Source organism: Curtobacterium sp. GC_Cur_3 (assembly GCF_026544205.1).
Lineage (GTDB): Bacteria > Actinomycetota > Actinomycetes > Actinomycetales > Microbacteriaceae > Curtobacterium.
The window spans coordinates 58,652-71,306 of sequence record NZ_JALNUI010000016.1 but is presented as its reverse complement, the minus strand read 5'-3'; the positions used below and the strand labels follow the sequence as shown (position 1 = coordinate 71,306).

Below are 12,655 nucleotides of genomic sequence, written 5' to 3'. Positions count from 1 at the left end.
TCGCGACGGAGGCGGGGCGGGCCTCCCGGCCGTTCGTGAACCGGCTGTCCCTGGACTGGACAGGTCTTGTACATGTACCGTTCCTGCCATGCCCGTCTCATCGAAGCGACGCCTCGTCGCCGACGCCCTGCGCGACGCCATCGGGACGGGCCGCTACGGCCACGGTGAGCGGCTGCCGGGCGAGCACGAGCTCGCCGAGCGGTTCTCGGTCAGCCGGGGCACCGTCCGCGCGGCGCTCGCCGACCTGGCCGACGACGAGTACATCGCCACCCACGGCGGCATCGGGTCGGTCGTGACCTTCGACGGCGCAGCGCTCGACCCGCGGGCCGGCTGGGCACGGTCGATCGCCGGCAGCGGTGCCGAGGTCCGGGCGGTCACGCTCCGGATCGAGCGGGTCGTGGACCCCGAGCTCGCCAGCGTCGTCGGGGCCGACCCCGAGCTGATCGCGGTCGACCGCGTCCGCTCGGTCGTCGACGGTCCGGCGGTCTCCTACGAGCGGAGCCTGGTCCCCCGCATCGGCCGACTGGACCGATCCGTCGAGGACGGCCTGGTCGACGGATCCCTCAGCGCCACCATCGCGGCGGCCGGCCTCGTCCCCGCCCGGGCCGAGCAGTGGATCGACGTCCGTCCGCTCGACGAGTCCGAGGCGCTCGCGCTGGGGCGTCCCGCCGGCACGCCCTTCCTGCACAGCCGACGGGTGTCCCGGTCCGCCGGGGGCGCGTTCGTCGAGGCCGTCGACAGCCTGCTCGACCCCGACCGGTTCCGGATCCACATGCGGTTCGGGCAGCCGTCCGCAGCGCCGACGACCCCGCGGCCGACGACCCCGGCGCCGATGTCCCCGACCCGGACCGCCGACCGCTCCACACGACAGGACACGACCCGATGACCCCCCACGACCACGCGCTCGCCGCCTTCCAGGGCCTCGCGATCGGCGACGCGCTCGGCATGCCCACGCAGTCGATGTCCCTCGACGAGATCCGCGCCGACCACGGGCGCATCGAGGGCTTCGTCGACGCCGGACCCCGGCAGCGGATCGCGCACGGCATGCCCGCCACGAGCGTCACGGACGACACCGAGCAGGCGGTCCTCGTCGCCCGGCTGCTCGTCGAGGGCGACGGGCGGCTCGACCCGACCCGGTTCGCCGAGGCCCTGATCGCCTGGGAGCGGGCGATGGCGGCGAAGGGGTCCCTCGACCTGCTCGGGCCCAGCACGAAGACGGCCGTGCAGCGCATCCTCGACGGCGTCCCCGTGTCCGAGGCGGGCTCCACCGGGACCACGAACGGCGCCGCCATGCGCATCACCCCGGTCGGGATCACCACGCGGGCCGACGACCTCGACGCCCTGGTCGACGCCGTGCAGGACGCCTGCCGGGTCACCCACGACACCGGGCTCGGCATCGCCGGTGCCGCCGCGGTCGCCGCCGCGGTGAGCGCCGGGATCGACGGGGCCTCCCGGACCGAGGCCCTCGACGTCGCGGTCGCCGCGGCACGGATCGGGGAACGCCGCGGCCACTGGGTCGCCGGTGCCTCGATCGCCGCGAAGACGAGCTGGGCGCGCGGGTTCCTGCCGACGATCGCGGCCGACGAGCGGATCGCGACGGTCGACGGTGTCATCGGCACCAGCGTCGCGAGCCAGGAGTCCGTCGTCGCCGCGCTCGCGCTCGTGTCGCTCGACCTCGACCCGTGGGAGACGCTCTGCACCGCCGCGAGCCTCGGCGGTGACACGGACACGATCGCGGCGATGGCCGGCGCGGTGCTCGGCGCCGTGCACGGACCGTCCGCGTGGCCGGACGGTGCCGCCGAGCAGGTCGAGCGTGTCAACGACCTGCGGTTCGCCGACGTCGTGACGCCGCTCCTCGCGCTGCGCCCCTCCGCGTAGCCCCCAAGCCCCCGGTCGGTGGCGTCCCCCCAACGCCATCGACCGGGTCTCATCCCCGAAGCCCCCCAAGCCCCCCAAGCCCCCCGAAGCCCCCCGAAGCCCCCCGAATCCCTTCCGACGACGTGAGAGAGACCATGTCCGACACCGCTCCCCACTCCAGCGGCACGCTCACCAGCATCGAACAGCGCGGCATCGAGCCCGTCCCCGCCGCCGAGCGCACCGGGAACGCCGGCGCGCTGTTCTGGGTCTGGTTCGCCGCGAACATCTCGATCCTCGGGCTGCCGCTCGGGGCGACCCTGGTGGCGTTCCAGCACCTCAACGTCTGGCAGGCGCTGCTCGTCGCCGTGATCGGCGCCGCCGGGTCGTTCGCCGTCGTCGGGGTGATCTCGGTCGCGGGTCGTCGTGGCGGTGCGCCCGGCCTGACCCTGAGCCGAGCGGTCTTCGGCGTACGCGGCAACATCGGCCCGACGTTCGTGTCGCTGCTCTCCCGCCTGGGCTGGGAGACGGTGAACACGACCACGGCCGCGTTCGTGCTGCTGTCGCTGTTCACGATCCTCTTCGGCACGGACGGTGACGCCAAGCACGCCCCACTGCTCACGATCGTCGCGATCCTGGTGTTCGTCGTCGCGACCGTGCTCATCTCCGGCCTCGGCCACGCGTTCATCGTCGCCGTGCAGCGGTGGGCGACATGGGTGTTCGGCGCGCTGAACGTGTTCGTCGCCGTGTTCCTGGTGCTCCGCGTCGACTGGCACGTCGTCGGCAGCGCCCCCGCTGGGCCGTTCGCCGCGATGGCGATCGGCATCGGCACGATCGCCGCGGGCACCGGCATCGGCTGGGCCACCGCCGGCGCGGACATCGCTCGGTACTCCAGGCGCAGCGTCCGCGCGTCCAAGCTCGTCGCCGCGAGCGCCGCCGGCGCCGGCATCCCGCTCGTGCTGCTCGTCGGGCTCGGCGCACTGGTGTCCGCCGGTGACCCGACGCTCGCCCAGGCCGGTGACCCCGTCGCCGCGATCCGCGACCTGCTGCCCGGCTGGATGGCCGTGCCGTACCTGATCGCCGCGTTCGGCGGCTTGCTGCTCTCGAACCACCTGTCCGTGTACTCGGCGAGCCTCACCACGCTGACCCTCGGCGTCAAGGTGCCCCGGGTGTGGGCGGTGGCCGTCGACGTCGTCGTGACCACGCTCGGCGCGATGTACTTCATGCTCGTGGCCGACGGCTTCTACGCGCCGTTCATCACGTTCATCTCGGTGCTGGCCGTCCCGATCACCGCGTGGCTCGGCGTCTTCATCGCCGACATCGTCCGTCGCACCTGGTACGACCCGGAGGCCCTGCTCGACCTGGGCGCCGGCGGCCGCTACTGGTACTCCGGCGGCGTCGCCTGGCGTGCCCTCGTCGCCTGGGCCGTCGCGATCGTCGTCGGGTTCCTGTTCACGAACGTGCAGGTCGGCGACGCCGACCCGGTCTTCACCGGGGCGTTCTCCTCGACGTGGATCGGCGCGAACGGCCTCGGCTGGATCGTCACGTTCATCGTCGCCGCGGCCCTCTACGCGCTCACCGGTGGGCCGAAGGGCGTGCTGCACGAGCCCGCGGACGAGTCCGCCCCGATGCCGGTCCGCGAGCGCGCCTGATGCCCCGGCTCGTCTCGGTCGGCAACGTGATCGTCGACATCGTGCTGCGGGTCGGTGCCCTGCCCGAGCCGGGCGGCGACGTCATCGCGTCGTCGTCGGAGATCACGGCCGGCGGCGGGCTCAACACGATGGTCGCCGCGCGCCGCGACGGCATGGCGGTCGTCTTCGCCGGCCAGTACGGCACCGGGCCGTTCGGTGACGTGGTCCGCCGGGCCCTGGCGGACGCCGACGTCGAGGTCCTGCAGCCCGGCCTCGACGACGTCGACAGCGGGTACTGCGTCGCGCTCGTGGACGCCTCGACCGAGCGCACGTTCGTCACGAGCGTCGGAGCAGAGGGCCGACTCGGTGCCGAGGAGCTCGCCCGCGTCACGCTGCGCGACGACGACACGCTGTTCGTCTCCGGCTACGGCCTGGCGCACCCCGTGAACGGGCGCGCGATCGCGGACTGGCTCGGCTCCGTCCCGGCCGCGGTGCGCGTGGTGTTCGACCCGTCGCCGCTCGTCGACACGCTCATCCCGGCGGTGCTCGGCCCCGTCATGGCGCGTGCGGACGTGCTGTCCACGAACGCCCGGGAGGCTCGGCTCCTGTCCCCGGGGTCGGCCGACCTCCGACAGGCGGTCACCACGATCGCCGCGGGAGCACCCGGCACGGTGCTGGTGCGCGACGGCGGGGCCGGGTGCTGGGTGGCCGACCGGACCCTGCCCGGCGGGCCCGTCCTGATGCCGGGCTTCCCGGTGGCGGCCGTCGACACGAACGGCGCCGGGGACGCACACGGAGGCGTCCTCGTCGCCGCGCTCTCGCGTGGTGAGGGGATCCTCGGCGCGGTCCGGCGCGCGAACGCGGCCGCGGCGATCGCGGTCACCCGGCCGGGGCCGGCGACGGCGCCAACCCGGGCCGAGACGGACGCGTTCCTGGCCCCGCACCGGACAGAGGCCGAACGCCGAGGGTGACCAGGGCCTCCCGTCCAAGGCCGTTGCCGGACCGGTCAGCGCCCCGGCAGGGTGGCGAGTGACTGCGACCGCTGCTCGAGCAGCGCGGCGTACGTGCCGTCGCGCTCGGCCCACCGCAGTGCCTGCGCACGCTCGACGACGACCTCGTCCGGGGTCGGTGTCTGTGTGAGCAGCCCGATGACCTCGTCGAGGTACGCGTCCAGCGGCAGCGCGTTCGGGTTCACCTGCTCCTGCCCGGCGGTGGCGACCGCCGGCGGCACGAGCTCGGTGACGCCGACGCCGGTGCCGACGAGGTGCGCGCGGAGGGCCTCGCTGTACGCGTGGACCGCGGCCTTCGACGCACCGTAGGACGCCATGAGCGGGAACGGCATGAACGCGATGCCCGAGGTCACCGTCATGAAGTCGCCGTGGCCCTGTGCGACGAGGTGCGGCGTGAAGGCGTCGAGCACGCGGATCGTGCCGAGCAGGTTGACGTCGATCGTGGTCGCCGTGGACGCGAAGTGCGCCGGGTCACGGAGGTCCTCGAGCAGCATCACGCCGGACATCGTCACGACGACGTCGAGGTCGGGGTGCGCCGCCAGCACCGTGTCACGAGCGCGGATGACCGACTCCGGGTCGGTGACGTCGACGGAGACGGTCTCGAGGTCGTCGACCCGGCCGGTGTCGCGGCCGCCGACGACGACGGTGGAGCCGGCGTCGGCGAACCGGCGGGCGAGTCCGAGGCCGATGCCGGACGTGCCGCCGACGACGAGGACGGTGCGGTCGTGGATGTCCATGGTGGTGCTCTTCTCTGGTCCTGTGGTTGTGGGTGGGACGAGACGATCGTGCGCGCACCGCCAGGGCCGCGGGAGGTCCCCCGTGGTCCAGGGGAGTGACAGGGCACCCCGCCGACCCGGGCTGCTCGGTAGCGTGAGGCACATGGACGACCCCACGGCGAACCGGCTCGGCGAGTACCTGCTCGCACGGCGCGGTCTCGTCACGCCGGAGCAGGTCGGACTCGGCCCAGGCGGCAACCGGCGGGTCACCGGACTCCGGCGTGAGGAGGTGGCGCTGCTCGCCGGGATCAGCCTCGACTACTACCTGCGTCTCGAACGCGGCCGGGACAGCAACCCGTCGACGCAGGTGCTGGAGTCCCTGGCGCGGGTGCTCCAGCTCGACGACGTGGAGACCGAGTTCCTCCTCGGTCTCGGAGCGACCCGGCCGAGGTCCAGGCGTCGTCGCCCGGCCGAACGCGTGCCGCCGCGCCTGCACCAGCTGCTCGCCACGCTCGAGCTGCCCGCGTTCATCGAGGGACGCCACTTCGACGTCCTGGCCGCGAACGCGATCGCGACGGCGTTCTCGCCGCGTCTGACCCCGGGGGAGAACCGCCTGCGGTCGCTGCTCCTCGACGCGGAGGAGCGCGAGTTCCACGACGACTGGGAGACCGCGACGGCCGACGCGGTCGCGTCCTTCCGGCACACGGTCGGCGACGACGTCACCGATGCCCGGGCGGTCGAGGTCGTCGGGGAGCTGTCGATGGCCAGCGCGCGGTTCCGGTCGCTGTGGGCCCGTCAGGACGTCCGCCGTCTCGCGGGGAACTCGACCGTCGTCCACCACCCGTCGCTCGGGACCATGCGGTTGCACCGGGAGAAGTTCCCCGTGGACGGGCTGCTCTTCGTCGTGTACCACCCGGACGCGGACGGCGAGAGCGCCGAGAAGGTCCGCCTCCTGGCGGCGATGGCGTCGAGCAGCGGCAGCGGCAGCGGCAGCACCGGGGGTGTCACCGACGGTGCGGCCGGAGGACGTGCGGTGCTGGGCGACCGGTCGTGATGGCACCCGCCTGACGGACCGTGGCCGGTGCGCGCAACGGGGGACAGCCTCCTGGGCGGTGTGGCGACCCCGCTGCGTACCGTGAGGGACATGACGGACCAGCAGATCGACCAGTACACGATGCAGGACCCGACGAAGCTCTACGCCGACAAGACGCCCGACGAGCAGTACCTCAAGGGTGCCGGCACGGACGCGGAGATGGCGCAGAACGTCCCGGCCGACCACGGTGAGGACACCTACCGCGGCTCGGGCCGACTCGAGGGCCGCAAGGCGCTCATCACCGGCGGTGACTCCGGCATCGGTGCCGCCGTCGCGATCGCCTACGCCCGTGAGGGCGCCGACGTGGCCATCGGCTACCTCCCCGAGGAGCAGGAGGACGCCGACCGCATCATCTCGCTCATCGAGGCCGCCGGCCGCAAGGCCGTCGCGATCCCGGGTGACATCACGTCGCTCGAGTTCTGCGAGCAGCTCGTCGCGACCGCCGTGCAGGAGCTCGGTGGGCTCGACATCCTCGTGAACAACGCCGGCAAGCAGCAGAACGTCGACGACATCACGAAGATCTCCGACGACGAGTTCGACGAGACCTTCAAGACGAACGTCTACGGCACCTTCCGCATCACGAAGGCCGCCGTCCCGCACCTCAAGCCGGGCTCGACGATCATCAACACGACCTCGATCCAGGCCTACGCGCCGTCGCCGCACCTGGTGCACTACGCGGCCACGAAGGCCACCGTGAACAACCTCGCGAAGGGCCTCGCCGCGCAGCTCGCGCCGAAGGGCATCCGCGTCAACGCCGTCGCACCGGGTCCGATCTGGACGCCGCTGCAGCCGGCCGGCGGTCAGCCGCCGGAGGCGCTGCCGTCCGCGGGCGAGCAGACCTACCTCGGCCGTTGGGGCCAGCCCGCCGAGCTCGCGCCGGCCTACGTGTTCCTGGCGAGCGGCGAGTCGTCGTACGTCGTCGGGGAGACGCTCCACGTCGACGGCGGCATGCCGACGCCGTAGCGGTTGCTGCGTGCGGCGGCCGGCCGCGTGCTGCGTGCTGGTGCTGCTGTTGTCGCATGGTGCGAGGTTCCACTCGCCGTGCTGGGTCATGTGCCCGCACGGGGTGGGGAACCTCGCACCATTCGTGGTCCCGGCGGGCACCGGGCGGCTCGTCGGGCGTCGGCGTCAGCCCGAGACGCCGCAGCTCCGCGCCATGGCCTCGAGCAGCTCGCGGGCCGACATCGCGGCGGCCAGCTCGATCTCGACGGGGTTGATCCCGAACGCCCGCTCGAGCTCGCTGCGGCGTGCCTGGTCGGCGACGGGCACCTCGGGCCGCTGGGGCAGCACGGCGATCGCGTGCGCGGCGGCGTCGAACGCCCCGTGCGGCCGGCCGAGCTGCTCCCACATGGTGCGGACGTCGTGCGCGACCTGGTCGGTGTCATCGCCGAACTCGAAGCCGGCGGACGCCATGGTCGCCAGGCCCTGGGCGATGGGGTCGTTCGGGGTCATTGCGGCATCGTCACACACCCGGCCGGGGACCCGCCAGGTGTACGACCGGGCCGTGCGCGGCACTGTCCCCCTTCCGCACGCCCCCCGGACCGGGGATGCTGCTCGGCCCCGGAACGCGGTTGACTTGCCGAGCCGCCCGTCCTGGGACGGCCATGCGGACAGGACGTCCGCGGATCGGACACGCGCCACGACGACGTCGGCTCGGCGTCCCGGATCGACGGAGGGCACGATGCTCGAAGACACCAGCGCGGACACCGCGGCGGCAGCCGCCGCGGCCGCGACCCTGCACCTGCGGATCACGATCGTGGGTGCCACCGTCGACCTGCTCCGGGACGTGCCCTTCCACGAGGCCCGCCCCGAGGACGTGGCCGACCGGCTCGCGATCAGCGTGTACGAGCTGCGCCAGCACTTCCCGTCGTGGGACGGCCTGGTGCTGGCCGCGCTCGACCGCTGGAACGGCACGCGCATGGACGACGTCACCCAGGACGTCGGGAGGAACGGCACGACCGTCGAGCTCCTCCGCGCGATCGTCGCCTCGAACGCGGAGGACCCGGCGCTCATGCGTCTGCTCGTCGCGCTGCTCTCGGTCGCCGGCAACCCCGCGCACCCGATGTCGACGTACCTCCGCTCCCGCTACCAGCTCTTCTTCCTGCAGATCAAGCGCGGGCTCGAGCACGACATCGCCGTCGGCCGTGCGCCGCACACGATGGACCCCCGCCGTGGGGCGGAACAGCTCATCGCGCTCTACGAGGGGCTGCAGCTGCAGGCCCTGCTGCGCGCCGACCTCGACCTGGTGCCGGCGTTCGACCGGTCCGTGGCGCGGCTCGAGCGCGGGTGGATGGAGCGGTACGAGCCCCAGGCCGCCCGCCGGCTGTCGACGTGGGCCGACGACGGCTGGGACCTCTGAGCCGACGCCACTGGCCGCAGCGCGCGTCACTGACCCGACGCCACTGGCCGGAGGACGCGCTGCTGGCAGCGTGACGAGGGTGCGCCGGGTACGACGGGACCTCCAACGGAAGGAGCCGTCATGGCAGCACCGAACCCGATCCAGGTCCAGAAGTTCCTGAGCGGTATCGACTACCCGGCGTCGAAGGACGACATCGTCACGACGGCCGAGAAGGAGGGCGCGGACGACAACGTCCTCGACGCCCTGAAGCAGATCCCGGACCAGGAGTACGACGGCCCGACGGCAGTGTCGAAGGCCGTCTCCGAGACCGACTGACGCCCAGCGTCACCGAAGGCCGGTCCCCCGCCGGTCCCGCCGCCTGCTGTCAGGGCGTCCGGGACCCCCGGGGGACCGTCCCGTTCCCGGGGTCGTAGCCCGTGTCGCGCAGCACCCGGATCGCCGTGGTGTCGCTGTGCACCGACTGCACGTGCACCCGCCGCGACCGCCGGAGGGCACGTCGTGCGCCGGGTGTCGCGAAGAGCGATCCGAGCACCAGGCCGGCGCCGATGCCGAGCGCGACGGAGACGGCCGCGATGAAGTCCAGCGCGGCGCTCGACGTGCCGGACATGAAGTTCAGCAGCGCGTTCGACACGGCGACACCGGGCAGCAGCGCCCCGCAGAACGCCGGCACGGAGATCGCGGACACGGCCGTCCGCATGCGCACCGCGGCGTACGTCGACAGCACGCCGAGCAGCACCGCCGCCACGAAGGTCGCCCCGAGCAGCGGCAGCCCGAGCTGCCGGAGCCCCCACAGCGCCGATGCCGCCGCCACCGAGAAGACGACGGCGACCGGGATCACCCGCGCGCTCGCCTGCTGCACGAAGCAGTTCGCCGCGGCCGACACCACGGTCAGCGAGAGCGACGCCCAGAGCGGCAGGGTCTGCGTGACGATCCCCGACGGGTCGACCTCGAGGTGCAGCCACTTCGTCATCGCGATGCCCGCCGGCACCCCCACGACGATCGCGGCGATGACCAGCCCGATGTAGAACGCGCGGGCGACGGCCATCGCCCGGAAGCCGGAGATCGCGTCCTGCGCCCAGGTCACGAGCGACACGTGTGGCAGCAGGAGCACCACGAGCGCCGCGACCATCGTGGCGGCGCCCGTCGGCTGCAGGACCCCGGCGCCGATGGCGAGCGTGCCGATCACCGACGCGACCGCGCCCTGCGCCCCGGACACGAAGAACTGCGGGTAGCCCCGGCCCGTCAGCCACCGTCCGGAGACGATGATGCCGAGCATCAGGACGAACGCCCCCACGCCGGCGCGCCAGCCACCACCGGCCTGCATCGCGATCGACGTCCCCAGGATCGACAGCCCGACGTCGGCGATCCACGTCGGCCACCGGGAAGGCATCCGCAGCACGGCGACGAGCGCGCTCACGGCCGAGGTCATGTCGCGTTCGTCGTGGATGACGTCGTCCACGATCTGGTTCGCCCACGCCAGCCGGTTCAGGTTGGACCCGTCGGAGCGCACGGTCCGCATCTTGACCAGCACCGGGCCGTCGGACGGGGCGTACTGGATCGTCACGGAGCTGCCGGTGAAGTCGAGCTCCAGCGGTGCGAGGTTCCACTTCGTCGCGACGGCGACCAGCGCGATCTCGACGCTCCTGGTGTCGGCACCGGAGGCCAGCATCACCTCGGCGACGTCGAGGCAGAAGTCGACGATCTGCACGGCGGTGTACTGCGCGGCGGCCTGGCGGTCCGGTTCGACGTGCTCGTAGATCGAGCCGCGGAGCCGGGCGCGGATGTCACGGAGGTCGTGCTGCGCGACGCTCCTGGCACGGGGGCGGTGCGGGGGACGCGGAGGGCGGCCCGTCCGGGGAGCAGGGTGGAGCGGGTCGGGCATCACGCCATTGTGCCTGGCCGACGGACGCGAGTCCGACCGTCCGCTGGACGCCTGGGGGTGTCCGGCAGCGTCAGCGTCGGCGCCGGACGCTGAGTCGGCCGGCCGCGAAGGCCGCGACCACCGCGCCGACGACGGCGACGCTGGCTCCGATCACGACCGGCCAGTTCGTCGTGCCGGCGACGAAGGCGTAGTCGGTCAGCGGGGCGTATGCGAACCACCCGGTCGGGATCCGACGGTGGGTGAGGGCGACGATGGTCCCTGCGACTGCGGCGAGCAGACCGAGCCACAGCGCGACGTCCGTCCAGGTCTGCCGCGGTCCGCTCACGGACACGAGCGTAGCTCGCGGGGGCGACCCCAGGACGGACGGGAGGCCCGGTGCCAGCTGGCACCGAGCCTCCCGTCCGCAGGTGGTGACGACTACTGCTCGAGCGTCGCGTTCAGCGTGATCTCGACACCGGTGAGGGCCTTGCTGACGGGGCAGGTCGCCTTGGCGTCCTGCGCTGCCTTCTGGAAGGTGGCCTCGTCGACGCCGGAGATCTCGCCGTTGACCGTCAGGACGATCCCGGTGAGCTTGAACCCGCCGGCGCTGTCCGGGCCGAGCGAGACGTCGGCCTTGACGTCGAGGGCCTCGACGGTGCCGCCGACCTCGCCGAGGATGGCGGAGAACTGCATCGCGTAGCAGGCGGAGTGCGCTGCGGCGATGAGCTCCTCGGGACTGGTGGTGCCGTCGGCGTCCTCGGCGGCGCGCTTCGGGAAGGAGACGTCGTAGGTGCCGACCTTGGAGCTGGAGAGTTCGACCTGGCCGGAGCCGTCGTTCAGTCCGCCGTTCCAGGCGGTGCGAGCGGTGCGCGTGGGCATGCCAGTCCTTTCGTCATGGGGGAGGGACCGAACGGACCCGCCAGAGCCGAGTCAATCGGAGAACGCTCGTTCTCGCAACCCGCTCTCGGCGAAGACGCAGCATCGCCGTCCGTGAGCGTTGGTCGACGTGTTCTCTCCGCCGACCACGACAGCGGCGTTACGCGACAGGTGTAGTTTGGGATCATGCGTGCCGTCGTGTTCGAGCAGTACCAGACCTTCCCCTCCCTGAAGGACGTCCCGAAGCCCACGCCGGGTCCGGGGGAGGTGTTGCTCAAGGTCGCCGGAGCCGGCGCGTGCCACTCCAACGTGGCCGTGTACCGCGAGTTCCAGCAGGGGCAGCCGGGCGCGCAGGCACCGGCGTTCACGCTCGGACACGAGAACTCCGGCTGGGTCGAGTCCGTGGGTGAGGGCGTCTCGGGCTTCACTCCGGGCGACGCCTACCTGGTCTACGGCCCGGTCGGCTGCGGGCACTGCCGGTACTGCTCGAAGGGGCAGGACACCTACTGCGAGAACGCCGCGACGAACCCGTACATGGGCATCGGCCTCGGTCGCGACGGCGGCATGGCGGAGTACGTGACCGTCCCCGCACGCAACCTCGTCCCGCTCGGCGACGCCGACCCGGTCGCCGCAGCACCCCTCAGCGACGCGGCCCTGACGCCGTACCACGCGATCAAGAACGCGCTCCCGAACCTGGCGGGAGGCGGGAAGTACGCGCTCGTCGTCGGCCTCGGCGGCCTCGGGCAGATCGCCGTCCAGATCCTCACCGCGCTGACCGGAGCGACCGTCATCGCGACGGACATGAAGGAGGACGCCATGGCCCGCGCTGCCGAGCGTGGCGCGGTGACGGTCCCCGGCGGCCCGGACCAGGCGGCCCGGATCCGCGAGATCGCGGGCGGCAAGGGCGTGGACGCGGCGTTCGACTTCGTCGGTGCGACCCCGACCGTCAAGCTCGCGCAGGCGTCCATGGCCGTCGGCGGCCGCTTCACCGTCGTCGGGATCGCGGGTGGCACCACCGAGTGGAACTTCTTCTCGACGCCGTACGAGTCGACGATCACGAACACTTACTGGGGCACGATCGAGGACCTGCACGACGTCGTCGCGATGTACCGCGCGGGCCAGATCGTGCCGGACATCGAGCGCTACTCCCTCGACGACGCGCTCGAGGCGTACCGGAAGCTCGAGGCAGGGGAGCTGTCCGGGCGCGCGGTGGTCGTGCCGACGCTCTGAGGACGATCGTCCTCTGAACCCTCGG

At 72.7% G+C, this 12,655-nt stretch carries 14 protein-coding genes; 9 read left to right on the top strand and 5 right to left on the bottom strand.

Annotated features, from left to right (window positions below; translation table 11 throughout):
• Window positions 1-88 precede the first annotated feature (88 nt).
• From OXR63_RS10285 to OXR63_RS10270, 4 genes are all read left to right on the top strand, one after another.
• The gene (locus OXR63_RS10285; protein ID WP_267422632.1) at window positions 89-886 is read left to right on the top strand and encodes a GntR family transcriptional regulator; all 798 of its coding nucleotides are present in this window, start codon (window positions 89-91) and stop codon (window positions 884-886) included.
• Window positions 883-1,878: an ADP-ribosylglycohydrolase family protein gene (locus OXR63_RS10280; RefSeq protein ID WP_267422629.1), complete on the top strand. Its 996-nt coding sequence runs from the start codon at window positions 883-885 to the stop codon at window positions 1,876-1,878. The genes OXR63_RS10285 and OXR63_RS10280 overlap by 4 nt, the downstream gene beginning before the upstream one ends.
• A gap of 134 nt (window positions 1,879-2,012) precedes the next feature.
• Window positions 2,013-3,506 (top strand): purine-cytosine permease family protein, encoded by a 1,494-nt coding sequence (locus tag OXR63_RS10275; RefSeq protein WP_267422626.1) that lies wholly within the window; start codon window positions 2,013-2,015, stop codon window positions 3,504-3,506.
• Window positions 3,506-4,456, top strand: a complete 951-nt coding sequence (locus OXR63_RS10270; RefSeq protein WP_267422624.1) for a PfkB family carbohydrate kinase — start codon at window positions 3,506-3,508, stop codon at window positions 4,454-4,456. Before OXR63_RS10275 ends, OXR63_RS10270 begins: the two co-directional genes overlap by 1 nt.
• 35 nt (window positions 4,457-4,491) lie before the next feature.
• Here the strand turns inward: OXR63_RS10270 and OXR63_RS10265 are convergent, their stop codons facing one another.
• Window positions 4,492-5,232 carry an SDR family oxidoreductase gene (locus OXR63_RS10265; RefSeq protein ID WP_267422621.1) on the bottom strand — a complete coding sequence of 247 codons (741 nt, stop codon included), beginning with the start codon at window positions 5,230-5,232 and terminating at the stop codon, window positions 4,492-4,494.
• 142 nt (window positions 5,233-5,374) lie between these two features.
• Between OXR63_RS10265 and OXR63_RS10260 the strand changes: the two genes are divergently transcribed.
• Together OXR63_RS10260 and OXR63_RS10255 are read left to right on the top strand one after the other, a co-directional pair.
• Complete coding sequence (locus OXR63_RS10260; RefSeq protein ID WP_267422618.1) at window positions 5,375-6,265, top strand: helix-turn-helix domain-containing protein; 891 nt, start codon at window positions 5,375-5,377, stop codon at window positions 6,263-6,265.
• 90 nt (window positions 6,266-6,355) lie between these two features.
• Window positions 6,356-7,267 (top strand): SDR family oxidoreductase, encoded by a 912-nt coding sequence (locus tag OXR63_RS10255; protein ID WP_267422616.1) that lies wholly within the window; start codon window positions 6,356-6,358, stop codon window positions 7,265-7,267.
• Between the two features lie 165 nt (window positions 7,268-7,432).
• Here OXR63_RS10255 and OXR63_RS10250 read toward each other — a convergent pair whose 3' ends face one another.
• Window positions 7,433-7,756 (bottom strand): hypothetical protein, encoded by a 324-nt coding sequence (locus tag OXR63_RS10250; protein WP_267422613.1) that lies wholly within the window; start codon window positions 7,754-7,756, stop codon window positions 7,433-7,435.
• 229 nt (window positions 7,757-7,985) lie between these two features.
• On the opposite strand from OXR63_RS10250, the gene OXR63_RS10245 reads away from it, so the two are divergent.
• Both OXR63_RS10245 and OXR63_RS10240 read left to right on the top strand, forming a co-directional pair.
• Complete coding sequence (locus OXR63_RS10245; protein ID WP_267422610.1) at window positions 7,986-8,663, top strand: hypothetical protein; 678 nt, start codon at window positions 7,986-7,988, stop codon at window positions 8,661-8,663.
• A gap of 120 nt (window positions 8,664-8,783) precedes the next feature.
• Entirely contained in the window at window positions 8,784-8,978 is a 195-nt protein-coding gene (locus OXR63_RS10240) for a DUF2795 domain-containing protein (protein WP_071279063.1), read from the top strand.
• 49 nt (window positions 8,979-9,027) lie between these two features.
• Here OXR63_RS10240 and OXR63_RS10235 read toward each other — a convergent pair whose 3' ends face one another.
• From OXR63_RS10235 to OXR63_RS10225, 3 genes are all read right to left on the bottom strand, one after another.
• On the bottom strand, window positions 9,028-10,545 hold the full coding sequence (locus OXR63_RS10235) for a threonine/serine ThrE exporter family protein (protein WP_267422605.1): 1,518 nt from the start codon (window positions 10,543-10,545) through the stop codon (window positions 9,028-9,030).
• A gap of 70 nt (window positions 10,546-10,615) precedes the next feature.
• Entirely contained in the window at window positions 10,616-10,870 is a 255-nt protein-coding gene (locus OXR63_RS10230; protein WP_267422601.1) for a hypothetical protein, read from the bottom strand.
• A gap of 92 nt (window positions 10,871-10,962) precedes the next feature.
• Window positions 10,963-11,403 (bottom strand): OsmC family peroxiredoxin, encoded by a 441-nt coding sequence (locus tag OXR63_RS10225; protein ID WP_071279069.1) that lies wholly within the window; start codon window positions 11,401-11,403, stop codon window positions 10,963-10,965.
• Window positions 11,404-11,586: 183 nt separating this feature from the next.
• Here OXR63_RS10225 and OXR63_RS10220 point away from each other — a divergent pair, with 183 nt between their 5' ends.
• Window positions 11,587-12,630 (top strand): NAD(P)-dependent alcohol dehydrogenase, encoded by a 1,044-nt coding sequence (locus OXR63_RS10220; protein ID WP_267422591.1) that lies wholly within the window; start codon window positions 11,587-11,589, stop codon window positions 12,628-12,630.
• The last annotated feature ends 25 nt before the right edge of the window (window positions 12,631-12,655 follow it).